General features: G+C 44.0%; 13 protein-coding genes. 8 read left to right on the top strand and 5 right to left on the bottom strand.

Annotation, left to right across the window (positions count from 1 at the left end):
- The first annotated feature begins 6 nt into the window (after positions 1-6).
- From ACRD7P_RS00065 to ACRD7P_RS00045, 5 genes are all read left to right on the top strand, one after another.
- Entirely contained in the window at positions 7-8,658 is an 8,652-nt protein-coding gene (locus ACRD7P_RS00065; protein WP_430905420.1) for a T9SS type B sorting domain-containing protein, read from the top strand.
- Positions 8,659-8,862: 204 nt separating this feature from the next.
- Complete coding sequence (locus ACRD7P_RS00060; RefSeq protein ID WP_430905418.1) at positions 8,863-9,555, top strand: SGNH/GDSL hydrolase family protein; 693 nt, start codon at positions 8,863-8,865, stop codon at positions 9,553-9,555.
- A 63-nt stretch (positions 9,556-9,618) separates the two neighbouring features.
- Entirely contained in the window at positions 9,619-12,840 is a 3,222-nt protein-coding gene (locus ACRD7P_RS00055) for an FG-GAP repeat domain-containing protein (RefSeq protein WP_430905417.1), read from the top strand.
- Between the two features lie 4 nt (positions 12,841-12,844).
- Complete coding sequence (locus ACRD7P_RS00050) at positions 12,845-14,092, top strand: FG-GAP repeat domain-containing protein (protein WP_430905416.1); 1,248 nt, start codon at positions 12,845-12,847, stop codon at positions 14,090-14,092.
- Positions 14,093-14,171: 79 nt separating this feature from the next.
- Positions 14,172-14,888: a dienelactone hydrolase family protein gene (locus tag ACRD7P_RS00045; RefSeq protein WP_430905415.1), complete on the top strand. Its 717-nt coding sequence runs from the start codon at positions 14,172-14,174 to the stop codon at positions 14,886-14,888.
- Between the two features lie 7 nt (positions 14,889-14,895).
- On the opposite strand, the gene ACRD7P_RS00040 is transcribed toward ACRD7P_RS00045, so the two are convergent.
- Positions 14,896-16,392, bottom strand: a complete 1,497-nt coding sequence (locus tag ACRD7P_RS00040) for an SLC13 family permease (RefSeq protein WP_430905414.1) — start codon at positions 16,390-16,392, stop codon at positions 14,896-14,898.
- A 152-nt stretch (positions 16,393-16,544) separates the two neighbouring features.
- Here ACRD7P_RS00040 and ACRD7P_RS00035 point away from each other — a divergent pair, with 152 nt between their 5' ends.
- Positions 16,545-18,275 (top strand): glycoside hydrolase family 9 protein, encoded by a 1,731-nt coding sequence (locus ACRD7P_RS00035; protein WP_430905413.1) that lies wholly within the window; start codon positions 16,545-16,547, stop codon positions 18,273-18,275.
- Between the two features lie 27 nt (positions 18,276-18,302).
- Positions 18,303-19,787 carry a sulfatase family protein gene (locus ACRD7P_RS00030; protein ID WP_430905412.1) on the top strand — a complete coding sequence of 495 codons (1,485 nt, stop codon included), beginning with the start codon at positions 18,303-18,305 and terminating at the stop codon, positions 19,785-19,787.
- Positions 19,788-19,903: 116 nt separating this feature from the next.
- Here ACRD7P_RS00030 and ACRD7P_RS00025 read toward each other — a convergent pair whose 3' ends face one another.
- The 3 genes from ACRD7P_RS00025 to ACRD7P_RS00015 are packed head-to-tail and all read right to left on the bottom strand — an operon-like array spanning position 19,904 to position 24,268.
- Positions 19,904-20,758 (bottom strand): thiopeptide-type bacteriocin biosynthesis protein, encoded by an 855-nt coding sequence (locus ACRD7P_RS00025; RefSeq protein WP_430905411.1) that lies wholly within the window; start codon positions 20,756-20,758, stop codon positions 19,904-19,906.
- Positions 20,759-20,780: 22 nt separating this feature from the next.
- Positions 20,781-23,033, bottom strand: coding sequence for a lantibiotic dehydratase family protein (locus ACRD7P_RS00020; protein ID WP_430905410.1), 2,253 nt, complete (start codon positions 23,031-23,033; stop codon positions 20,781-20,783).
- A 5-nt stretch (positions 23,034-23,038) separates the two neighbouring features.
- The gene (locus ACRD7P_RS00015) at positions 23,039-24,268 is read right to left on the bottom strand and encodes a lanthionine synthetase C family protein (RefSeq protein ID WP_430905409.1); all 1,230 of its coding nucleotides are present in this window, start codon (positions 24,266-24,268) and stop codon (positions 23,039-23,041) included.
- A 317-nt stretch (positions 24,269-24,585) separates the two neighbouring features.
- Here ACRD7P_RS00015 and ACRD7P_RS00010 point away from each other — a divergent pair, with 317 nt between their 5' ends.
- Positions 24,586-25,161, top strand: coding sequence for a DoxX family membrane protein (locus ACRD7P_RS00010; RefSeq protein WP_430905408.1), 576 nt, complete (start codon positions 24,586-24,588; stop codon positions 25,159-25,161).
- Positions 25,162-25,250: 89 nt separating this feature from the next.
- Here the strand turns inward: ACRD7P_RS00010 and ACRD7P_RS00005 are convergent.
- Positions 25,251-25,559, bottom strand: a 309-nt coding sequence (locus ACRD7P_RS00005; RefSeq protein WP_430905407.1) for a transposase, incomplete at its 5' end; no start/stop codon positions are given.

The raw sequence follows: 25,559 nt of genomic DNA, 5'->3' as shown, positions 1-25,559 counted from the left end.
TAACCTATGCTCCCAAAAAAAACAAGGCATCTTGTGTATGCCACAGTGTTACTGGCCCTTTCCGTTGTATGTACCTCCGCTATTGCGAACAGTGCTGTTTACACCAGTATCATAGAAGCCATCGCTTTAGATAAGTCTTCCGAAAAAAAGAAAAGCACCCTAAGTCAAGGTACGTTGGATATTTTGTCCAACAAGGCTGCCCGGAACGGTGCCGATTTGGCTACCGGTATTTCAAGTGCTCCAATGTTTATGAGCATTGTCCAAAATTCCGATGAAGAAGTGTTTTGTTCCGTAGACGGCTCGTTTATGGCCAAATTTTTTCTGTGTGGAACCAATGATGATAGAAATGTTACGGTATCGCAGTCCGGAACGGTAGAGTGGCAGCAACAGTTAGGAAGCTGTAGTTTGGTCGGTACCGACAACTGCCCGGTTATCGATCCGAGTTGTTGGCCTTCCACTGGTGGATCTACTTTTACGGGCAACAGTTTTCCTTTAGATGCCAGTGATCCAGATGTTGCAGGAGAGTATCGGGTTCGGGTGAACGGTGGAGCATGGTTCTATTTTAGGGTAACTTCCAATCCCGTTAGTCCAAACCTCGTGAAGACGGATATTATTTGTGGAAACCCTGGAAGGGTAGAAATCAACAATCTTCCTGCGGGTTACGTATATACCATAGGAGATCCCGCGGATAACACTGGATATCAGGCAAACCCTGACTTTCCGATCACAACTCCCGGTACCTATCAAGTACATGCAAAATTGGACGGCGCTTCGGCAAGTTCCTGTATTTTTCCATCGAACACGGTCACCGTTAACGAATTGGACATCCGTGTGGAGGTATCCCGAACCGATATCACCTGTGATGGGGAGTTTGGTAGCATTTCGGTAGAGATTTTTGATGTCCCGGAATTTTATAGTTTCCGATTAATCAAGGATGGTTCTACCTTTAATACAGCAGGGCCAAAAGCAGGAAGTACGCAAACATGGAGTAATTTGGGTCCAGGTACCTATATGGTCGATGTTTCGGCTGCCGGTAGCTGTACAGCCTTGGTCGATACCATTGATGAAGGAAGTGGTCCAGTACCGATTACCATAGGAGATGGTGTTTCCCCTATTGATGCGGCAGCTTATGCCACCGATAGTTTTGGTTGTGGGGCCACTTCTGTTCCCGTATTCTTGGAAGCGAGTGGTGGAACCGCACCCTATTCTTATAGTGTGGATGGTGCACCATTTACAGGTTCTTTTACGGATAATGTCACATTTGATGTTTCTACTTTTGGTACTTACAACATTATCGTTAGGGATGCTGGTGGTTGTACTAAAGACGCAGCTGTTGACGTGGAAAACCTTCCAGCTCCAGTCGTAAATTATACCGTTACGGACGCGGCTTGTGGTAGCACCAACAATGGTAGTATTGTGGCAAATGTAGTGAACAGTAATGGATATACGCTAACCTTTAGTAACGATGGTGGTGCTACTTTTCAAAATAGTACCACTTTTGCCAACTTGGCGCCAGGACCGTATAATATGGTGGTTCGCTACGAGCAAGACTCCTTTGTATGTACACTTCCCAATCCGGACCCTCCGGTAAATGATCCTCCACGGATCGAAACGGTAGGTACTCCTTCGACCATAAGCTCTACGGCAACCGGTAATTCAACCCCTTCCTGCGCGAATGAAACCGGCGGTGAAATTACTTTTACACCCGCCACTGGGGGGGTAGGGCCATATTCCTACAGTATCGGTTCGGGTTTTGTAGCTGGTCAAACAGTATTTAGCAATCTGCCTATCGGTACTTATAATACGCAGGTCAGGGATCAAAACGGATGTGTTGCCGACGCGGGCCAAGTGGTATTCGCCGCTTTGGACAAACCCACCGATATCGATTTTGCCGAGATTGCCCTGGATTGTTCTACGAACTCTGCCACTGTACAGTTGACACCAACGTCGACGAATCCTATAGTAAATTATAGTATCATATCCCCATCCGTTGTTGACAACGGAGGTAGCGATACGTTTGCAGGGCTTACGGTCGGTAGTTATGTATTCCAGATTACGGATGATGAAGGTTGCTCCTATGAGGAAAGCTACACCGTTGATAATATTTCATCGATTCGCGTTTCGGCACAGACCCTTTCAGAGGTCATTTGTGTAGGTGAATCTAACGGAACGGGACGTTTTGTCGTTGATGGTTTTGCTGGAACTTACAACTACCAAATTGACGCTAATCCTGTGGTGACCAACCAGACCGATAACCTGATCAGTTTAACGGGACTTACCGCAGGCAGTTATACGATTACGGTAACGGATAACGATACGAACTGTGTTGATTCGGCAACTTTGACGATTGCCGAGCCTTCCGCACCACTCTCGTTAAATCCCATTTATACCGAGATGAGCTGTCAGAACAATAACCGTGGGGCCATCAATGCCAATGCTTCCGGTGGTTGGGGCGGTAACCGATATAGTCTTGTACGGGCCGACGGTTCGATTATCGCAGGACCAAGGAGCAACCCCAATTTTACCGGTCTTACCAGTACTACGGAAACTTATTTCGTGCGTGTGGAAGATAATCTGGGTTGTGTGGTAACATCAAGCCCGGGAAAAACATTTACCGCTTTAGAGTTTCCAACGATTTCTTTGGGGACCTCTGATTTCTGTTTCGATAGTACCGACGCGGCTTCATTGAGCGTGGTGGCAACAGGTGGTGATGGTATTTACGAGTATCGTATCAATGGAGGACCTTGGGGACCAAGTCCGTCCTTTAGTGGTTTGGCTCCGGATACGTACACCATCGAGGTAAGGGATGGTAACGAATGTCCTGCATCGATTACCCGCACCATTGAGCCACAGCTGACCACCAACATTACCATTGTAAGGGAATTGGAATGTACGCTTACCGGAACTCGGGATGCCCGAATCCGTGTCAATATCTCCGATGGATACACACCCTATTTAAATTATGAAGTAAGTTTTAACGGTGCGCCTTATTCGGGCACAACGGCAATAACTGGAAATTCCTTCGTTTTTGATACACCAAACGATGGTACGTATCAATTTCGGGTCTCCGATTCCGGCACTGATGGTTCCGGAGCCTCATGTACAACTGAAACTAACGAAGTGGTAATCGCACCGATCGAATCGATCGTGGCCTCCGCCGTTCCTACCGATCCTCGATGTGGAGATCCCAATACCGGGGTTGTGGAATTGGTTCCCGATACGTCGGTGGGTATTCCTCCTTATGAGTACAGTACCGATAATGTAAACTACGGTAGCCAGCCAATATTTGGAAATCTTGCTCCGGGCAATTATACCTATTATGTCAGGGACAGCCGCGGATGTTTTGTGCCGGTTCCATTTACCATAGGTCCGGCAGGTCCTCCGTTGGATGCCACGGTTGCCATTACGGATGCAACCTGTAGCCCTGGTGGAACATTCGGTGAAATAGATGTCACCGGAATTACCGATGGTACGGCGCCATTTACGTATACGGTTTTGGATGCCGCTGGAGCTGTTTTTGCCACCGTAGGCCCAACACCGGCTACAACTGCCAATTTCCCAAATGTTCCCGAAGGTACCTATACCGTTGTGGTAACCGATGATTTGGGTTGTGAGGACCGTGAAAATGTAATCATCGACAACGATTTAAACTTGGACCTGGTTCCCGTTACCACAACTACGCCTCCCGACTGTTCTACGGATCCAGTGTACATTGTGGATATTGTTGAGCTTCCGGCGCTCGATCCCCCTTATCAAATCGGTTTGTTGGGTGGTCCGTTGACCGCACCGAACGTAGATGTTGATACACACGATTTTACGGGGCAGATACAACCCGGTGTAACCTATTTTGTAGAGGTCATCAACGCTTCCGGTTGTCGTTATGTAGAGGAAATAGCTCCAATTACGGGTCCATCCTTAGGAGTGACCGCAACAGGAACCGAAACTTCTTGTGACATCAGTGGAAATGGAACGGTATCCTATACCGTATCCGGCGCCAGTGGTGCCACTGTTGAGGTGACTTTGGTAAATACCGATACCGGAGCTGTTATAGCGGGCCCGAACACCGTTCCCGCAGCAGGTCCTTTTCCGGATTTCAATAACCTCCCTCCGGGCAATTATCAGGTATTGGTGGAAGACCTTACGAGCGACTGTGATGGTGGCGCGGTAGCAACGGTGATTCAGGATATTCCGACTGTGGCTATCGATGTCAATAGCAGCGCCAGTTGTACGGATCCTTTAGGTCGCTTGGTAGTTCGTGGTATCGGGGGTACGCCCGCATATACTTTTGCAATTGTTACGGCCAACGATCCAGCACCCGGTGCAGGAGCCTACAGTACCGATACCTCTTATGATCTTGCGCCCGGCACCTATGATGTATATATTCAAGATAGTGCTACCGGTCGTACTTGCGGTTCCGTTTTGGAAGATGTGGTTATCGATACGGAAGGGGGCGTCGGTACACCTACCATTGATGTAATCAACCAATGTGTTGCCGTGTCATCATACAGCATAAACGTAACCGCTCCACTTACAACAGGTCCCGCACCGGAAACGACCTTTGAATACGATATTGGTGGAAACGGATTTCAGACCAGCCCTAACTTTACTGTTGCCAACCCAGGTACCTATGTCATTACCGTAAGGGATGGAAATGGTTGTGAGGGTACTGTAATAGCGGAGGTTTTCGACTTTTTCTCTATCGATTTGAGCGCAGGGTCCGAACCCTCCTGTGATAATGCAAGTGGTCGTATTTTAGTAAATACCGATGGCGGTAGCGGTAATTTTAGGTATACCTTATCGCAAGGGGGAATACCCTTTCCTCCAGTAGACGCCGGCCCCGATTATATTTTTACAGGTATCGCCCCGGGCAATTATGATATTGAGGTGGAGGATCTAGGGTCCAATACCACTCCTAATTGTACCGATACCGCTACCGTGGAAGTCGCTACTTTGACCACACCGGTAATCGATACAACCGTTGAAACTACAGTTTCATGTAACGGTGGTGTTGGTGGTAGTGGGACCGATGGTAGCATTTTGGTCACCATAGATCCCGCTTCCGCGGTCGACGGTCCGTTTACCTACAACCTTTACAATGCTGGAGGTATACTAATTACCTCTCAAGTAGAAGATTTATTCGAAGACCTTTCACCGGGAGCCTATCAAGTTGGGATAAGTTCAGAATTCAGCTGTGAATCCGCAAGACGAACGGTAGTGGTTCCTGAACCCACCACTTCATTAAGTATGGATTGGGAGGCATCCCCCTACGCTTGTGATACCAGTAACAGTACCTTTAATACGACTACAATAACCGTATTTACCGACAGTAATTTGGATGGTTCTGGTACGCCAACGGGTACCGCACCATATAGCTACAGTCTATTGATCGCTGGGGATCCCACCTATGACGGTACTTCCTTTCAATCCACCAATACCTTTGAGGTAATCGATAATGGTAGTGTACAGGACGCAACGGTTATCGTTCGTGATGCCAATGGTTGTGAGTTGACGGTGCAAAGGGATATCGATCCACCAAGTAACCTGACTTTTGATTTTGCACTTACAAAGCCACTTACTTGTGATGCCACGGGAAGCGGCACCGATCCGGCAACCCTTGAGGTCATTGTTCTTGAAGGGCCTGGCAATTATACTATACACCTTTTACCCTTCTCTACCGGAGTGTCCTTTTCAACCGGAGGTACAGATCGTGCAACATTCCCGTTAAGCACACCTGGCGATTATATCTTTGCCGTAAGTGATGATAGCAACGGAGGTTGTTTTTATGTAACCCAGCCGTACACCCTTGACGATTTTAATGATATTGAAGCGGTAATAGCCGAGGTAACTCCGGTCACCTGTTATTTGGGAACCGATGGTGTCATTAGCTTAGAAGTAAATAACTATGTGGGACGATATCGCGCTGAGGTATTCACTGTAGATGCTGCAGGAGTCGAGACCACTACCGGAAGAGTTGAAGATTTTGATACCGCCGCACCGATCAACACCCCGGAACTAATCGACAATGTTCCTGGCGGAAACTTAGTGGTACGAGTTGAAGCCTTGGATTCACCATTCTGTGATACCCGCAGTAACATTGTTACGGTTAGGCAGCCGAACGAGGCGCTTACCATAGATGCTCGACAAACGGCGAGTGTAACTTGTTTTATCCCTGGAAGAGGTGAAATCACCGCGACCAATGAAGGCGGTTGGGGTAATTATGTATACCGTTTGGAGATGTTCAATATAACTTCAGGTGCTTTTGAGGCATACGTGCCCTATGATAGTTTCGGACCCGATAATCGTTTTATAGGATTGTCCGAAGGGCGTTATCGTGTATTTGTGGAAGACGATCGGGGCTGTCCTATAGATCAGGAAGTTACTTTGGACTTGCCAACGGCCATTACCGCTGATATAGAGGTGGTACAACCGCTACTTTGTCCAGGTGACAATAATGGTGTTATTAGGGCTTTTAATGTGACCGGTGGCGAAGATGACAATGGTGATGGGGAAGAATACCTATACCAATTGAACCGTATCGATAATGATGGAAACACCATTGGTGATCCGGATGCGCTTCAAGAGTCCCCGGTGTTCTCGAACCTTTCGGCCGGAAATTATTCTATTACTATTTTCGATGGTTGGGATTGTAATGGTGTAACTCTTGTGGAAACAATACAAGACCCTGAACCGTTACGAGTAGATATTGCCGAAGTTACCCCTCCGGGTTGTGGTGATAGTGCCGCCTTACGCTTGACCGTGGAAAGCCATGTGGTCGGCTCGGGAATGGACTATAGCTACCGACGTCTTGGCGATACAGGTCCCTTTACCGACTTTAGGGCCGCTGGTGATACTTCACCGGACGTGAACTCTGTGGTGATAACCATTCCGGATGTAACAACGGATCCAAGTCCCTATCGGTACGAGGTTCAAAACAGTAATGGCTGTCCGCCCGTACCTTCCCCGGAACTGGTAATGGAAAAAGCACTACCATTGGTACTGATACCCGACTTGGTCGATGCCAACATTAAATGTGAGGGTGAAGCTACCGGAATCATCAGAACACAAGGCTATAATGCCATCGGTCAATACCGTTATACTTTGGTGAATAATGATTTGGGCAGTAATGTGGATTCCCCTACCGGACCGTACAACGATCCTGCGATACCCACTCCTGCCGATATCGTTCAAGGCACCAACGATACAGGTATCTTTAGAAATCTAGGCCCAGGAATATATTGGGTATATGGGCAGAGTGGCGCCTGTAGCGCGATAACCGAGCAGATCGAAATTCTTCCCAAAGACCCATTAGTGGTCTTACGGGCAGAACCGGCCCCGATCAGTTGTTTCGGTCTGGAAGATGGTACGATCACTATAGAGGCCGAAGGGGGTACGGGAACCATTCGCTTCTCCATATCCGAGACCTTAAGCGAGTTCTATGAAGGGACAGACCCCGCAAACCCGAACCTTATTGTGTTCAGGGACCTTCCTCCAGGAGATTACGAGGTCAACATCGTTGACGAATTGGGTTGTACCCAGCGAAGAGATGTTACCGTTCCGGATGTCGAGGAATTGGTGGTTTCCGATCCCATTGTGACCGATGAAATATGTTTGGGCGCCAATGACGGTACCATAAACATACCTATTGATGGTGGTACACCTTTGATAGATGCTTTGGGTGTCGAGTATTATGAAATCAAAATAGAAAAAGTATTCCCCGATAATGAGGAAAGCGATACGACACCTTATTTCGACTATTATCCTGGTGAGGTTTTGACCGATAATCAGGGAACCGCGTTCATCACCGAACATGAATACCTGATTTCAGTAAGGGATGCCAATGGCTGTCCGGATTTTGGAGCGTTCCGAATAGAGTCAGGGGTACTCTTGGATCACTTTATCGATCCACAATACAGCTGTTCCGGTAATGTTCCGAACAGCAGCGTAAGTGTGGAAATGATCGATGAGAGCGTACTACCGCGTGTTACTTTTTACTTGGAAGATATAAATGCAATAGCCCCGGAAATATTGCTCTTACCGGAAGACCAACAAAATGCGGAGCGCCGATTATTGGCCACTGGGGAACGTGCTTGGAGCAACTTGCCACCAGGCAGCTATCAAGTTTATTTGTTCCACGAAAATGGATGTTCCGAGCTGAGTGAAGTCTTTGAGATCGAAATGTATGAAAACTTAGAGGTAGTTTTAGAAACGACCGGTCCCAACCAGGTTACCGCAACGGCAACTGGAGGGTTCGGCACCTACGAGTATTTCTTTCAAGGGGTCTCCCAAGGAACCGATAACATATTCCTATCGAACGAAGATGCTTCGGTTACCGTACGGGTCGTGGACGAATTGGGTTGTGAAGTAAGTGCGGCCATTGAGTTCACCTTTACCGGAATGTTGGAGATTCCTAATTTCTTTACGCCTAACAACGATTTAGAGAATGATGAATGGGAAATTGGTAATCGAGAGTTTTTCCCAAATATCGAAGTGAAGATCTATGACCGATACGGTCGTGTAGTCGCCATACTGGACCAAGTCAAAAATTGGGATGGTACCTATGAAGGTAAAGAATTGCCATCGGGAGACTACTGGTACGTCGTAAATCAAAATGGCCAGGATAATACACAATTCGTAGGGCATTTTACCCTTTACCGTTGATGTACATTTTATGCTAGCATATTAAAAAGCTCCCGGAAATCGGGAGCTTTTTTTGTTCTGGTTTGGTCCAGATTTATGAAAAGGGCGGTTTTTAAAATTATAGCGCTGCTTTAAATCGAATTTTTAACGGTTATTGATAAAATCATAGTACGCATTCTGGACTTCGTTCTTTATCTTTCCGAACAACATCAACTCGGATTCCAGATGAAAAAGTATGTATTGCCGTTATCCCTTCTACTAAATATCGTTTTGGTGCTTTATATCGTGTTGTGGGGAAAGGTCGGAAAACCGAATAGCGACCCGCCGCAAATGGAAAAAGCTATAGCGACGGATACCATTTCGATTACGGATGAAAAAGGAATGACGGTCGACACCGTCAATATCGTAATGCTGGGAAATTCCATTACCTACGTAGGGGACTGGCAGGAACAGTTGAATAGGACCGATGTATTCAACGGCGGTAAGCCCGGTTGGACCACCCAACAATTATCTTGGGTAATCGATGACTTTATAGAAGCCCACCGTCCCAAACTATGCTTCCTAAAAGGGGGAATCAACGACTATACCTTGGGCATCGGTACCGACCGCATCTATCAAAACATGACCATGGTCATGGATTCCATATCGGGCTTGGGAACCAAACCGATTTTTACGACCACTTTATATCAAAGGGGAGAAAAAGAGCGTAACCTCGAAATTGATACCTTGAATACACGTATGCAGGCATTTTGTACCGAAAAAGGGTACGACTTTATGGATTTGCGCCCCTTTCTTTGCAAAGATGGGGATATATTGGAAGAATTTGTTTTGGAGGACAATACGCACCTGAAACCCAACGCCTATCCGGAATGGGCGAAAGCAATGCGTCCTTTTTTGAAAAAATATGGATTGAACTAATACCTCCGACGGCACATATAATAGGCAAGAAAGAGCACTATTACGACTTAAACAAACTCATTTATGATCAAAAGCATATATAAAATAAGTATCGGAGCGCTGTTGTTATTCACGGTACAGGTATTCGGTCAACTAAAACCCGAGGATAACTTTACATATATTCAAATCGACAGTACCAAGCAAATGTGGGGCGATTGGGCGGAGCCGGAATGGCTGCGCTATTTTGGTCTGGATGCAGGCGATGTAGGTCGTGACGGTAATATGGATATTCTTTCGGGCCGGTATGTGTATCATAACCCTGGCGGAGCGATGGAGGGCAATTGGAGACGCACCGTTCTTGATGATAATGTGGACGGCATCCTTATGATGGATATCGATGGTGACCCCTATGTCGATATTGTAGCCATGGCATTACCAAATCTCTATTGGTACGAAGCAACCAATGTGGAGGGAACACGATACCAACGCACAAAAATAGGCGAGGTACCGGCTACTAGCCATGTCAATAGTCAAGGTTTTGAAAAGGCCCAACTGATACCTGGTGGCCCAAAGGAATTTGTAATCGCCGGAGACGGGGATATTTATGCGGTACAAGCCCTGGAAAATGAAAAGGGGGGTATCGATTGGAATGTAAAAATGATTTGTGAGAATACCTCCGATGAGGGCATCGGGGTAGGTGATATCGATGGGGACGGTGATTTGGATATTGCGGCAGGCCGAAGACCGGAAGGAGAGGGCGAGCCTAAAATATTGGTATGGTATGAAAATCCAGGAAATATCGACGTTTTATGGAAGCCTACGGTGGTAGGGGAGAGCGTGCATCCCATCGACCGGGTGGAAGTTGCCGATCTTGATGGGGACGGTAAAACGGATATTGTAATTACGGAAGAACGGTATCCCGGACTTGAGCCGGACGCTAATTTTTGGTGGTTCGCCCAAGAAAGTACGACCAAGTGGACCCGAAACAAGATCGTTACCCAATTCTCCATTAACAATCTGGATATTACCGATATCGATAAGGACGGGGACATTGATTTGCTTACCGCCGAACACAAGGGAACCGCATTGGAACTGCAGCTTTGGAAAAACGACGGTACCGGTGTTTTTTCAAAAAGCATCTTGGATACCGGAAAGGAAAACCATTTGGGAACCCAATGGGTCGATTTGGATGCCGATGGTGATTTGGACATTATCGGTTCGGGATGGGACCGGCACCAATACATGCATGTTTGGCGAAACGACGCCATACGCTCTCTGAAGACCGGTATGATTTTTAGGGAGTACCCATGGACTCCCGAGGAAGCAAAAGATGAAGGCAAGTTTCTAAGGGTAGGGGGAAAACTCGATTATACCATAAATGAAGACCATTTCCCCCAAGATTTGCATCGGGACGGGTTCATCACCTTGGATGCCGATGTAGACCTGTCCAATGTTATCGGTGCCGAGGTCATCGTGGAAAGGGTACAATCGCATGAGGATACCAAAAACCTGACCATTCAGTTCAATGGGGGAAAACCGATTCCCCTTCCCGAACCGGTTTTGATTTCCGACCCTGCTACCGACTATATGTTCCATAGTAATATTCGGGTACCGGTTGCCATAGCAGATTTAAAAGCGGGGAACCAAAACACCTTTAAACTAACGGTAAACAAGGACCAGGCTTGGGGTTGGCCCCAAAATCTGATTTATGGAGTGGTACTCCGGCTGTATTATGCCTCAGATCGGGCAACGGCATATGGGGTGAAAAAATCGGCCCGTATGAAAAGGGTGTTTGATGGAACAGATCAAAAAGAGGTGCTTTCCGAAGTCATTTACAATATGATCGATGCGCCGGATATCGCATCCGTGGAATATATCGGCCTATTTGAAGATGTGAACCTACAGGGCGATGGAAAATACCGGCAATGGCAGTTTCGACATCATCGTGGCAAACGGGAAGGGCAATTGGGCATTCGGTACGAAGCACCATTTGAAATGCGCTTGAATCCCGATATCCTTCCAGATCAAATGGATCCTGTACGCATCATCGCGTTGGCGACAGATACCAATGGTCTCACCCGCGTTATTCCAGTCGATAATGGCCTAAAAATCAAAAGAAACCATTCGGTAACGCTTTTGAAACCGTGGAAACAACCACCTTTTTGGACCACCAGAAATGGAGAACACGAACAATATTTCAATAGTCCGGTATCCGGATCGGAGGTGAAAGAGGCCAGCTTGTTTTGGAATAGTTGGAGTCCTTGTTATTCCGAGGGTATCGAACTGAACGGAACCGTTCAGGCCGCCGATAAGAAGGTTCCTTGCTACGATGCACATTGGCATGACTGGCTTTTAGCGGAAATTGGTGGCATTAAAAAAGGAAAGAATGTACTCAAAACACTCAAAACCCCCTTACACGATGGTGAAATGGTACATGGCATGGAAGTACAATGGCCCGGTATCATGCTAAAGGTAAAACACTCCGGATCGGGCCGGGGAGCCGTTGAGATCAGTGAAGGGGAGTATGAAGGGAGACCGCATTATATCGTTTATACCAAAGCGGCAACCTATTATTTAGATCGGGCAGGGGGCGGTTTTTCACGAATGATCGATACTTATGGTAATGATTGGGTAGCCTATCGGACCGAACCCTGGGACCAGTATCCCGCTTCGGCGGCCTCCTCCTTTCGCGGCGTTCCCAATCTGGTATTTGGCTCCGAAACCGACGGTGGGGCGGGGCACCCCGGTCATGATAAGTGTACTTCCGTTGTTTCGGGCGATACCGTCATTACTACGACCACCAAAAGTGGAAAATGGAAGTGGGAATGGCGTTTTTACGACAATTATGTTGAACTGAACATATTGGAAACCGATCAAAGCACTCCTTATTGGTTTTTGTACGAGGGAACCCCGGGCGGGGCCTACCGTCCGGAAAAATCGTACTTTGGAACCGATAGTACCCGTTTTCAGGACAACGTACCCGATTTTTTTAAAGGAACCGTGGCTTGGGGAAATTACCAATGGGCGTATTTTTCACGATCCGGAGTGGCAGCCTCTTTTTATGTTGCCCAAAAGAAAACCGATACACATACGGACATGATGTCCTATCTCGGTAATACCGAAGAAGGCGCGCTTAGCAAAAACGGTATGACGGTATTCGGTTTCGGAAGGGGCAAGAATACCAAACCCCTTTTAAAGGGTCCCAATTCTTTTATTTTGGGTTGGACCGACTTCGCTGTCGAGAATCAGGAAACACACGATAAAATTGCAAAACAAATTAATAGTATAATCAAGCCATTAAACTAGTACCATGAAAAAAAACAGCTACATTCTCTTACTAACGGTCGCTTTGCTTTGTGGTGGGGCATTGCAGTCCTGCAAAGAAGAAAAAAAACAAGTTACTCCCGAAAAAAAGGAAGCCCCCCTTAAGGCACTGGCTTTTAAACAGCGGAAGATCGTGGATAGTGCCAAATTTTGGTGGGCGCATAGCCCGGCCGATGTTACAGGCGATGGTATCGTAGATCTGGTATTCATCAATAATAACTCCGCGGGCGGGTATTTGGGCTACTATGAAGGTAAAAAAGAAGCGGGCCCATGGGAACGGCATATTATTGCCGAAAAACCGATAACGGGCGGACTTTTTGCCGGGGGCGATCTGGAAGCCAACGATATTGACGGTGACGGGGATATGGACGTTATTGCCATTAAACACCCGGGCGAATGGGTCGATGCCGGGGCCACTGCAGAATTGTTCTGGTATGAAAACACCGGGAATGCATGGAAGCCCCACACCATCGGTACCGTACCCGATGCCGTAAAAGACGTAAGTTTTGCCGATTTTAACACCGATGGCGTTATGGACCTCGCCATTCTTACTTTTGATGAGCACACCCTCAGTATTTTTCAGCAAAACGGCCCCGATACATGGGAACGGGTACAATACATCCAAAACGACGTATTACATGAAGGTATGGCTGTCGGCCAAGTCGATAATGACGGGTATCCGGATATCGTGGCTACCGGTTTGGTCTATTACAATCCAGGGGCCGATCTTACCAAGGAATGGCAGACCGAAAATTTAGATGAAATGTGGAACGATCAAGAGGGGGATTGGTCCAGAAACGGGACAAAAACCTTTATGGTAGATGTCGATAACGATTACCTTGTAGAAATTTTTATGGCGCATTCCGAACGGGCAGGGTATCCATTGGTCGCTTACAAGAAGATAGGGGACGAGTGGCAAAGTCGAATCATCAAGGATAGTATTCCGGCATGCCATACGCTACAGGTGTATGATTTTGACCTTGATGGCGATTTGGATGTTTTGGCCGGAATCAATTTTGCTCGGGCCGTAAATCTTGATCAAAAAAACTTCGATGTATCCATATTTTTGAACAAAGGCGGGTATAACGAATACGAGGAAATGGTTATCGACACCAATGGCATATACAACGGTCAGGCAGTGGACTACGATGCGGATGGGGATATGGATATTTTTAGATATCCAAACCATGAAGCGACGGACTTTTTTGTCCTTGAAAATACCATTAACGATTAGTGCCAATTTTATAATTGCAGTGCATAGTCGAATGTGGAACCGCAAAGGTTGATTACCTTCGCGAACTAAATCCGATATTTTGAAGCATTTTTTTTACGGTCTTTTAATAGCATTTTTGACGCAAGGTTGCGCGGCCCAATCCAAGGCGCAATTGATCGATTCCTCTCAAGAGACCGTTATCAAAGAACACTTTGACTATTACCTTTATTATCCAAAGGGGTACGATACCCTGGCCGAAAAGCGTTTTCCTTTGCTGTTGTTTTTGCATGGGGGAGGCGAATCGGGAGATAGTTTGGTCGCCGTAAAGCGCAACGGACCCCCAAAATTGATCGCTAGGGGAAAAGAGTTTCCCTTCTTGATCTTGGCTCCTCAAAACCCGCACAAAAAAAAGTGGTGGAATACCGTGGCCGTAAAACAGTTGTTGGATACGATCGTGGCCAACAATCATGTCGATCCCGACCGTATTTACCTCACCGGACTCAGTCGCGGAGGTGGGGCGGCCTGGGAAATGGCGGTGCAATATCCCACAACCTTTGCTGCAATGGCCGTCGTGTGTGGAATGACCCCGCTGCCTTATGCCGCCTGGATCGATAAAAAAATGCCGATTTGGGTGTTTCATGGCGAAGAGGACGAATCAATACCGATTTCGGAGTCGGAAACCATGGTGGAGCGTCTACTTTCCATGGGGTACAACGTGCGTTTTACCAGATATCCCGGTGTTGCACACGATTCATGGATTCCTGCATACAATACCGAGGAGCTTTACGAATGGTTTATGGCACAGGCCCGTAAATAATGAGGTTTTAATTTCCCGTTGTGCCAGCCCATTCGGGAACCGAAGCATCGATTCCCAATACTGGGAGTATAAAGAAGTAAAGCAATAAGGATAGCAGTAAAATAAAAACCAAATTCAGCCAAAGACCGGTTTTTGCCATTTCTCCAACGGTAATTCGATCACTGGCAAAAATCACCGTATTGGTTCCGGTTCCCGATGGCAGCATAAAAGCAAAAGAGCAAGCGAAAGTTGCGGGTATCATAATCAATAAGGGGTGTATTTCTCCTGCAACGGCGATGGCTCCCAATAATGGCAAAAAAATGGTGGCCGTTGCGGTATTGGAGTTGACCTCGGTCACAAAAACGATCAGGGTGACCACCAAAACAACGATCCAAAAACTGTGCAGATGCCCCATCTCGGGAAAAGCGCTTCCAAGCCAAAAAGCGGCCCCCGACGATTTAAAAGCAGCACCCAATGCCAGTCCCCCGCCCAAAAACATGGCGACGCCCCAAGGTATTTTCTGGGTAGTTTTCCAATCCATTAGCCGAAACCCTTGTCCATCCCCTACCACGAACAATAAAAAAGCGCCCAACATGGCAACCGTACTGTCGTGTACAAAATCGGAAATTCCCAGAATAGTACTCCAACCGGGTATGGTTAGGGCCCCCAATATCAGGTCGCTTTTAAAGATCCATCCCAAGGCGGTAAACAAGAAAAGCAATAGCACCCTTTTCTCCCCAATGGTGGTTCGCCCCAGTTGTCCCTGTTCCGCGGTGATGAAAGCCGCTCCCCCTTTAATTTTTCCATTTACCTTAAAAAACCATACCAAATAAAACCAAACCAGCGGTACGAACAAGGTTACCACGGGAATCCCGATTTTCATCCATTGAAAGAAATCGATTTCCGGGGCGTCCGGATACAGTTTGTTGAACAGGCCTGCGAACACCATATTTGGAGGGGTGCCGATCAAGGTTCCCGTACCTCCAATGCTAGCGGCATATGCAATACCAAGAAGCAGGGCAAGTCCAAAGTTATGCCTTTCATCAACGGGTAATTTCTGTATCAAAGCGGTCGCAACGGGCAACATGATAAGCACGACCGCCATATTGGTGATCCACATGGAAAGAAAGGCGGTTGCGACCATAAACCCCAAGACCATTGCGCGTTTTCCGGACCCTAAAATTGTGATGGTAAATAAAGCCATACGCTTGTGAAGCCCCTGTTTTTCAATGGCTTTTGCCAAGATAAAAGCGCCAAGTAGCATGAGCACGTAATTATGGCCATAGTTACGGGCGGTCGCTGCCGAGGTCATGATACCAAGAAAGGGAAACAGGATTACCGGTAAAAAGGCCGTCATATAAATGGGCACTACCTCTGCGATCCACCAAACGATCATCAGTAGCGCTACCGCCAAAACACGTTGACCGGAACTAGGGAAGTCTTCGGGAAAAGGAACTACAAGTACTATTAAAAATGAAACCAACCCCACCCAAAGGCCTATCTTTTTTGATGTTTTTCTAACCATGCCGATTGAAAACTAAAATATTTTTACGGCTAACCGAAATATCGTACCCTATTTTTGATGATATGATATTTTTAGGTATTCAAATGATACAATCGAAGTGATCGATAGTGACCGTTTTTTAGTAGATTACCAGGATAATCAATCCGAAACCCATGAAAGGTATTGTTAAACTTCTTTTTCTTTGCTGTACAACGGCCATACTCATGCTATGTTCAAGTTGTGAAGAATCCCTACCTCCAATATCCGATACCTTTTCTGAACAGATACGGCTGAACCAAATCGGGTATTATCCGGCTGCGATCAAAAAAGCCGTCATCGTCGACGGTCCCGAAACCCAAAAGTTCATGGTAGTGGATAGCGTGGCCATGAACGTACTATTGACCGGCACGCTATCGTCCGCCGAAGATTGGAAATTGGCAGGGGAAACGGTGCGCATTGCGGATTTTACAAAACTGACGACTCCGGGGACGTACCTGTTGTTGGTACCGGATTTAGGATATTCCTATCCTTTTAAAATCAAGAAAAATGTACTGCACGAGGCGTTTTTAGGTTCGATCAAAGGGCTTTACTACCAACGCGTGGGCATCCCGTTAAAAAAAGAACATGCAGGGAAATGGCATCGGGACATCGCCCATTTGGACGACAGTATACCCTTTCATCCTTCTACCGGAAAAACATCGGGATACATCAGTTCCCCAGGGGGATGGTACGATGCGGGCGACTATAATAAATATATCGTAAACGCCGCTTTTCCCTTAGGGCAGTTTTACCTATTGCAAGAGCAATATCCGGAGCTTGTATCCGATAATATGCTCAATATCCCTGAAAGTGGGAACGGCAGAAGCGATTATCTTGACGAGTTAAAGTATGAAATGGATTGGGCCCTAACGATGCAAGATGGGGATGGCGGGCTTTTTCATAAACTCACTACAAAGAATTTTGAAGGAATGGTGATGCCTTCCGCAGCCACTAGTCAACGGTATATCGTTGGGAAAGGAACAACGGCCACATTGGATTTTGCGGCTTGTGCGGCCCAAGCCTATCGGGTTTTTAAGACCGTTGATAGCGCTTATGCGGAAAAGTGCCTCACAGCGGCCAAAAAAGCCTACGATTGGGCCATGGAAAACCCCGCTGTCGCCTTTACCAATCCTGAGGATGTGCATACCGGGCAATACGGGGACGCCGATTTTGAGGACGAGTGGTTTTGGGCCAATGCGGAACTGTTGGTCGCCACCCAGGATAGTGTGTATCGCAACAACATAAAAAAGAAGGCTATCGATTTTAATTTTAAGGCGGGAGAAAGCTGGACGGCCTATATGCGTTTTCTGGGAATGTTTACGTTGTTGGACAATAAGGAGGCCATTTCGGAACCCTTCTACAACAGTATCAAAAACGGAATAATTGCCTCGGCGGACCGTTTGGTGACCAGTGCCCAAGAACTGGATTATTTTCAGCCGATCGATGATTTTCATTGGGGATCCAATAGTGATGTGCTAAATGCCGCAATGGTAATGGCACAGGCGTATCGGTTAAAGGGAAGTCCGAAATATTTGATCGGAGTGCAGCAGGCAATGGACTATATTTTGGGCAATAATGCCATGGGAGTGAGCTATCTTACCGGTTTTGGGGATAAGACCCCTATGTTCATCCACCACCGGCAAAGTGCGGCCGATGGTTTGGAAGATCCGGTACCTGGGCTGTTGTCCGGTGGTCCCAATAGTCGATTACAGGATGTGGCCGGTGGCGCGGTATATCCTGAAAATCCCGTACCCATGCAAAGTTGGGTAGATCAGGAACCAAGTTACGCCAGCAATGAAATTTGTTTAAATTGGAATGCGCCGATGACCTACGTTTTAGGTTTTTTGGAACACGAATCAGATTAATCCAGATTCCCTTAAAATACGCATCATATGTACATAAAGTTTAAATCCGTTCTGCTCTTTTTTTATATGGGGCTCTTATTTGGTAATGGCCTTTACGCTATAAATCCGGAGCCAAAAAAGAAACCTCGCAACGTCATCTTTATCCTTACGGATGATCACCGTTATGATTATATGGGCTTTACCGGGAAAGTTCCTTGGCTGAAAACCCCCCATATGGACCGTTTGGCTAAAGAGGGGGCCTACCTCCCCAATACTTTTGTAACTACCTCGTTATGCTCACCAAGTAGAGCCAGTATTTTAACGGGACAGTTTTCGCACAACCATACGATTATCGATAACTATTCACCGGATCCCGGTAATTTGACCTACTTTCCGCAGTACCTTCAAAAGGCAGGGTATCAAACAAGTTTTTTTGGAAAATGGCACATGGGAGATCACGGGGATGAACCGCAACCCGGTTTTTCCCATTGGGAAAGTTTTCCCGGTCAAGGGGTCTATTACGATCCCACAATAAATATCAATGGGAAACGCGTAGCCTATAAGGATTCTACCTACATCACCGATCTGCTGACCGAACACGCCATCGATTGGCTGGACAAGCGCGATAGAAAAAAGCCTTTTTTCATGTATTTGTCCCATAAGGCAGTGCATGGGATGTTCAAACCCGCCCGAAGACATAAGGGAACCTATAAAGGAAAAAAAATCACGCTTCCAGCTACTTACGAACAGACCAAAACAGGGGAATACCGCGATTTAAAATGGCCGCAATGGGTAGCGGATCAACGGATAAGTTGGCATGGGGTAGATTTTATGTATCACGATAATAGGGACATCCATGAAATGGTGGTGGCGTATTGCGAAACGCTTTTGGGGGTCGATGAAAGTGTGGGGAGCGTTATGGAGTACCTCGAAAAAGAAGGTTTGGATGACTCCACCTTGGTCATTTACATGGGCGATAATGGTTTTAGTTGGGGAGAACACGGCTTGATCGATAAACGCCATTTTTACGAGGAGTCGGTAAAAGTACCGTTGCTTGTGCGATGTCCCGAACTTTTTAAAGGTGGCGATACACCCCAGCAAATGGTACAAAGTATCGACATTGCCCCTACGATTTTGGCAGAGGCCGGAGTGAAACAACCGGAACATATGCCCGGTGTTTCCTTTATCCCCGTCCTAACCGGAAGTGACCAAGGGAAGGGTAGGGAAGAGGTATTCTATGAGTATTATTGGGAACACGATTTTCCGATGACGCCCACCGTTTTCGGTATGCGAAACGATCGTTACAAATTTATTCGGTACCACGGCATATGGGACCGAAGCGAGTTGTATGACCTTAAGAACGATCCCGATGAAAAGTACAACCTCATAGCGGAACCCGATAAGCAAGAAATGATCAAATCCATGTCCTCCGCAATTTATGAATGGTTAGAGGGGACGGGTGGTATGAACATCCCCCTCAAAAAAACGGTAAAATATCGCTTTGGGGATTACAAACATAAAAACGAATATTAATTTTTTAGGTCAAGTTTGTTGTTCTTAATATGCGTGAAGGTTTCCCGAACATTAATCTCTTCATTTTAAACGGGACAGCTTAAAGTTAGAGAACTTAGGGCGAATAAATACTAGCATTACTGTCTAGCGAGTAGGGACTTATAGTACCTGTACAAAAAATCATAGCACATCATCTCGTGAAGACGATTTTTTGATTTAAAAAGTCGATTCATAGACATGTGAATGTGGCCCCCTAATTTTTGAGAAAAATTAGTTGTGAATTCATTTTGGCTTCCAGGTTCCAATGTTGGCGCTATAATTTTTTTAACTGATTTGCTTTTCATGTCCAATAGATTCAATATCGGTGCAAGATCTTTCCTGTCAATCACGGTAAAAGCCATAAAATCTTCTATTTCACGTCTTAGATTTCGATATTTTTTATCAATTTGTCTTTTATAGGTGCCAGTTATACCGAATTCTTGCCAAAAATCATTTCGTAGCATCCCTAAAAACCTTAGTCGATCTTCGTATTGAAATTGAAAGCTGGTTAAGAATGAATCTATTGCCCTTAATCCAAAAAGCCATCTTAAGTTGAAATTATCGTATTCATTAATGGAGGCGATAAAATTGATTATCATGAGACTATCTGCATAAAATATTTCTTCTGACTGATTCATCAAAGTTGGGCCATATCTCTCCACTTCTCTTTCATATGTATCAATTTGTATTTTCCATATGAAATAATCCTCCCGATATTTTTTCAGCAATACGAATAAGTTTTCTATTACAGTCCCCACGCTGTTCGGGCCGCTCATATGGAATCGGACTCTAAGATGAAATTCTGGATCTCCATACCTTATAAAAAACCATTTTATAATTATCTTTTCTTCCACCAATCTTTCTGAAAGAGGTTTAATCACTTCTACAAGAATGGAGTCCGCGGTATTACGTCCTGTATATATTTTATAATACAACCATTCATCTCCCGGCATGAAACTCCATTTACAGTGATTTTCAACCATTTTCAGCTTTGTTTTTTCTCAGTTTATCATCATTGAAATATGACATTATAATTTGATTAGAAAAATACTGACCATTCCTTTTGGTCGCAGAGTCTTCTGCAAACAAAAATTCCGTTAGCGAGAACTTTGATTTTTTATTCGCTATGTTCAAAAATAAAGAAACCGAATCTAAATTGTTAAAGTTTATAACTAAGAGATTGTCCCTATGGCCAATTAATACATACTGTGGAAGCCGGTACTTTTTCCTGAAAGCTGCTATCTCACTTATAAGAATATCTTTTTCTTCTATGCTTGAATTCAAAGGTTCGATACACTTTTTAGATAAGTTCCATCGGGCCTCCTCTAAAACCAAGTTCTCATATTCCACTCGTGGAAGAAATTCGTAATCGTCCGCAAAAGCCCCCCAATCGAACCCAATATGACGTTTTACACCGCTTGTTTGAATATCACAAAGAAAATTGTAGATAGGTAAGGTGTCAGAGGAAAAATTATGAGCATTTGTTAAACGGGGAATTACTTCCTTGTTCTCCTTTCGAGATCTCAAAATTAACCTCTTTCCGGCTTTTACAGAAATCATTAAATCATTGATGGACAACTGTTCATCTTTTAACTTGACAGATTTCGATAGATAAGGTATTTCATATTTTCTAAAAGTAGGTCGCATTAGAATATTCCCTACCCTGGACTCCGGCAAGTGGACGATTTCAGCTAAGATTTTATCGAAATTTATCCTTTCCTCTACATTAACAATATTTCTTGTATGCATTAAAATGGCATCATCTCCATGGCAAAACCTGCCTAGCAAGTTTGCAGCGCTCGATCCACCAAGATAATTGAGTTTTATTTTTTCGTTATTATTTATCTTAAACATTTCTAATTTACAAGAAAAAGTATCGGGCAAATCATTCCAAGTGGCATCGAGGTCCTCGAACATTTTTTCATTTAAGCTCACTACATATTCATTGTCTTTCAATGCTTGAAAAAGCCTTTTTCGAAGAATCACATCGATAGTGCTTACTACAACTTCCTTGTTCTCCTGAAACACCGGATTGGGTAATACGAGGTCGTCAATAAGAGGAGAAACATCACCAGATTCAAGATTTTGTTTAAAGCCTAGTCCTATCTCTACATCAAGGGCAATTGATAAAGGAATTTCTTTTTCACCGTACCTATCGGAAAACCGTTTGATAAATTTATCTAACACAGTGTTTACTCTTGACAAGGAGATCTTATTAAGTAAAACCAACCCTTTATTTATTGAGTCGGAAACAGCAGTGCTTATGGAATTTTCATTTATTTGCAATACCAAATCTGTTTGAAACATAAACTTTAAGTTATAGTCCCCACCTAATTTCTTTAAGTCCTCAAAAAGTTCTAAATATACTTTGGAGTCATTTCCGATTATACTATCTATTTCCACAAGTTTTTTATTGGCATTAACTAATACTTCGTGAATCTCATTCACGTCGTCTAAAGTGGATAGCACAGAACAGATTTGTTCTAAAAACTCAGGCCCTGAAAGAGAAGGTTCCAAATCACTTATTAAAAGTTGGTTTTCCACAAGTTCATTTATAAAATCCTTTGCTTCCTCAAAACTTATTCCATCTTCTACAATGCTAGAAGCTAAAGTATTAAGTAAGGCTCCTTCTTCCGCGATTTCTAAAACTTTATCTAAATAGAAACTGTTATTAACCGCTGATATGCGATGCATTCGTTTCCCATTTAAATAATTATACTCTACATATCTTAGTTGATCGCCTATTTTGTAGACGCTTGTATTCGGAAAAAAAAGGATTTGCTCCTTTACCCTGGGAATAGAAACTAAATCTTGTGAAAGCGCAACCAAAAAATTCATATCTAGTTTAGTATATCTTTTGTTTTGGGTAACTTCTTTGAGTTCAATTTTGGTATGCTCGGTAATCTGACCTACACTACATCCTGCAAAAAGACCGAATGGAGTACACCGAGAAGACATTCTAATAAGATACTTTAAGACGGACTGTTTTAGTTTAATTACGTCTTTAAGCTCTGTAAGCTTATTGTTCAACCACTTATGTATTTCTTTGTGCAAGTCTGGAGAGGCAAGAAACAAGGCTTCGGAAATTATCGGGTCTTCACATATTTTTTTTAATTTATCTTCGCAAATATTTGTTTCGGAAGTCAAATCCTTCAAAAAATTGATTGGCAGCAAAGGGGTCCGAAGTAGGTAATTGGGGAATGTTTTGTAAGGTATTGTCGTTTTCATGGGTTCTAGCTTATCATTAAACATTCGTCCCATGTGGTATCAAAATCAGCCAGATAATCTATCAAAGTAAGTCCTATACCTGAAATTCCTTCTAAAAGAGAGATTGTTGGATACCAGTCTTGATTTTGATGATTCCATTGTCTATATCCCGCGTAACCCATTTTATCTATGCCTTTTAGTAAGCCATCATTAATCCAATACCTAGCGGCATTTTTGAAAGTTACTTCCCCGGTGTCTTTAAATAGCCTATTAAATATTTGGGAAATTCCAAATGAGCCATGACAGATACTCGCATCACGCACTCCACTATTATGAGATCCAACTCTTCCGACACAGTGCCTTAAAATTTCTAAGGAATTTTCTTTTAACATATTGCGCTCAAGTATTTTTGAAGCAGAGTACAGAGCAAACCCAATTCCCAAATCGCCGTAGCACCATGCTAATCTGCTTTCTCGTGAACTATTGTTTTTAGCGGATACTGAGGTTGGAAACAAGGAGACTAGTCCACTATCTTCATTTTTACACTGTAATATATATTCGACGGCACCATTGAGCAGATAAGCTGTTTTCCTTTTAAAGTCATCAATTTGATAAAGTCTCGTTAAAAAGCTGATAATACTCGCCATGCCATGAGAAAGTCCTAAGTCATAATTTTTACTGTCATTCAAATCTCCCGAACGAACTGGCCATTTAATCATGTTCGTTCCATCTTTTTCTGAGATTCTTTCAAACTCTACCAAAAAACGTGATAGTTTTTTTTTGTAATTCGATTTTAGCGTTTTAGAACCAGTACTTCTATATCGATTCAAAAAATAATATGCATGACCGATAGCCCCATGTAAAAAATCATAATTGCCTTGCTTTAGAGTGCTAATCATCTCATTAAATATTGGTAGGTCTATTTGAGTAAGGAAACTATCCATATCTTCATCTAAAAACCCTTCCATTGCTAAATGATCCAAGGTCCATCCCATTCCGGAAAGACCAGAACAGTATGACAAATGATTAAACCCTTCACTGATTCTAGCAATTCCCAAATTCAAGAGATCGGCTGCAAAAGTGCTATTTTCATCAATATCCAGATATTTAGAGTAATAGAACTGAAACAGTGAAGCACCCGAAGTACCAGCTAAAACCCCAACAAGTTGTTCCTTTTCATAATTAGCTCGTATTGCGTGGTCTATTTCGGTTAACTTTGTTAAAAGCACTTTTTTTTCCAGTTGAACTGAGTCCATATATAACAATTAATTATTCTAATATTTGATGATATAATTCACTTGATCGGGAAAGCATTTTTTGAGAAGTTAGGGAATTACTTATAATTTGATAATCATTAAGTGTTGAAGGCTTCAAAATCACTTTATAAAGATACTTATCCGTTATAACTTATAGCATTCAAATTTTTCCTGTTCCCTAAAAAAAGTTATTTATTTTCTTACGAATCATAGTGTTATTCTTTCACTAAATATATAACTTTCATGGCAAGTGTAAACGGGTAAGCCTTCATAAGCAATAGAACTGAAATCTTCAAACACTATAATAGTATTGAACAATGTTTAATAAGAAAAAAAATATAGATTTAGCCATATTGGTCCTACGATGGTATATCGTTTTTTATATGATCAGCTATGGATTCTCTAAACTTACACTAAGTCAATTTGGAGTTCATGACAACTCTATTTTGGACAAACCAATCAAGAGTATTGACAGCTTTTACGTTGCCTGGCATTTGTATGGAAGAAGTTTATTTTTCAATATAAGCACTGGGTCAATGGAAATCATCGGAGGGATTCTTTTGATTTTTAATAGAACCACAATAATAGGTTCTTTACTTGTTTTGACGATTTTAACGCAAGTATTAATAATAGATATTTCCTTTACTGTTGAAACAATAGGTCCGCAGTTATCCTTAAGAGTTGGAGGCATGATAATAGCGACTTTATTGATTTTGTTTTATTATAGGCATAAAATAATCATTGCTTTTCAAACCTTGACCCGAGGTGTCTCAACAATATTCAAATATAAATGGTGGATATATCCAATTTTACTGGTGGCAGGGTTTTTAATGGATTTTATAATGGCTATCATAATTTGGCCAATTAAAGCCATAATTGAATGGTTTAGCTAATCGGTTAAAGTATTCACTTCAACAATTCGTTTATTTGACACTATCCCATTAACTGTGTAAGTTAAAAATAACGAGGGTTAGACTTTTATCTAAAGTCGGACCCTTTTTTCATAGATTGTAAGGAACTGATTTAATATGATTCCCCAGTTTCTGACTGGCATCGACCATTTTTTGGTAGCCTCCCTAGTAGCCAAATATACAGATTTCATCACTGCATCGTCCGTTGGGAAGGAGAGTTTGTTTTTGGTATATTTTCTAATTTTTCCATTAAGATTCTCAATAAGGTTAGTGGTATAGATGATTTTTCTGATCTCTATGGGAAACTCAAAGAACACTGTAAGCTCGTCCCAGTTGTCCCTCCAACTTTTGATGGCGTAGGAGTACTTGCTTTCCCATTT

The organism is Maribacter sp. 2-571, assembly GCF_050589625.1.
Classification (GTDB): Bacteria; Bacteroidota; Bacteroidia; order Flavobacteriales; family Flavobacteriaceae; genus Pelagihabitans.
This window is presented reverse-complemented; position numbering and strand designations above follow the sequence as displayed.

Bases quoted from the DNA above. Each gene is read 5' to 3' on its own strand.
- ACRD7P_RS00065 (WP_430905420.1), top strand. From the start codon at position 7: ATGCTCCCAAAAAAAACAAGGCATCTTGTGTATGCCACAGTGTTACTG.
- ACRD7P_RS00060 (WP_430905418.1), top strand. From the start codon at position 8,863: ATGAAAAAGTATGTATTGCCGTTATCCCTTCTACTAAATATCGTTTTG.
- ACRD7P_RS00055 (WP_430905417.1), top strand. From the start codon at position 9,619: ATGATCAAAAGCATATATAAAATAAGTATCGGAGCGCTGTTGTTATTC.
- ACRD7P_RS00050 (WP_430905416.1), top strand. From the start codon at position 12,845: ATGAAAAAAAACAGCTACATTCTCTTACTAACGGTCGCTTTGCTTTGT.
- ACRD7P_RS00040 (WP_430905414.1), bottom strand. From the start codon at position 16,392: ATGGTTAGAAAAACATCAAAAAAGATAGGCCTTTGGGTGGGGTTGGTT.
- ACRD7P_RS00035 (WP_430905413.1), top strand. From the start codon at position 16,545: ATGAAAGGTATTGTTAAACTTCTTTTTCTTTGCTGTACAACGGCCATA.
- ACRD7P_RS00030 (WP_430905412.1), top strand. From the start codon at position 18,303: ATGTACATAAAGTTTAAATCCGTTCTGCTCTTTTTTTATATGGGGCTC.
- ACRD7P_RS00025 (WP_430905411.1), bottom strand. From the start codon at position 20,758: ATGCCGGGAGATGAATGGTTGTATTATAAAATATATACAGGACGTAAT.
- ACRD7P_RS00020 (WP_430905410.1), bottom strand. From the start codon at position 23,033: ATGAAAACGACAATACCTTACAAAACATTCCCCAATTACCTACTTCGG.
- ACRD7P_RS00015 (WP_430905409.1), bottom strand. From the start codon at position 24,268: ATGGACTCAGTTCAACTGGAAAAAAAAGTGCTTTTAACAAAGTTAACC.
- ACRD7P_RS00010 (WP_430905408.1), top strand. From the start codon at position 24,586: ATGTTTAATAAGAAAAAAAATATAGATTTAGCCATATTGGTCCTACGA.